Annotated in this window: 1 protein-coding gene; it reads right to left on the bottom strand. The window is 63.5% G+C overall.

Features of this window, described 5'->3' with window-relative positions; translation table 11 throughout:
• On the bottom strand, positions 1 to 244 hold a 244-nt coding region (locus tag ACV22W_RS33785), incomplete at both ends, for a hypothetical protein (RefSeq protein ID WP_448023883.1).

The following is a 244-nucleotide window of genomic DNA, read 5'->3' as shown; positions in this document are numbered from 1 at the left end:
CTCTCGTCGGCAACCAGCTCGATCAGCTCGCTGTCCACGTCGACTTCGACCGGCATCAACTCGTTGTCCACGGGCCTCAGCTCGACCGACAGCTCGGTGGCTTCGCTGTCGACCTCCACGTCGACCGGTCTCTCGTCGGCAACCAGCTCGATCAGCTCGTTGTCCACGTCGACCTCGACGGGCATCAATTCGCTGTCCACGGGCCTCAGCTCAACCGACAGCTCGGTCGCTTCGCTCTCGACCT

The organism is Burkholderia sp. AW49-1, from assembly GCF_053427845.1.
Note: the sequence above shows the minus strand (reverse complement) of the source record. Positions and strands in the feature narration are given on the sequence as shown.